Below are 260 nucleotides of genomic sequence, written 5' to 3' on the forward strand. Positions count from 1 at the left end.
GGTGAGCCAAAAATCAGGGTCTTGTCAGCATGTCGAGAAGCTGATCAATTCGGTCCAGCGAAAAGCGCCACGACTGCGGCACTTCGTCGACGGTGCCGGCGGCGTGCGCGCGGGCGCTCCACACATGTCGTTCGTGCAGGATTGTGTCACCGCGGCCGTTCGCGGTTTGGCGAAGACGCGAGGCGATCTCTGCGGGCGTTGCCAGATACACCCTCGGCATTGCGGCGATCGGGACGTCCTTGTATTGCACCAAGCAGAAG

The 260-nt window shown here is 61.9% G+C and carries 1 pseudogene; it reads right to left on the minus strand.

The features are described 5' to 3' along the window. Window positions 1–13: 13 nt before the first annotated feature. Window positions 14–260: pseudogene (locus tag SB847_RS21460) on the minus strand (hypothetical protein); the annotation flags it as partial.

The organism is Bacillus sp. SIMBA_026, from assembly GCF_046535335.1.
GTDB lineage: Bacteria > Bacillota > Bacilli > Bacillales > Bacillaceae > Bacillus > Bacillus velezensis.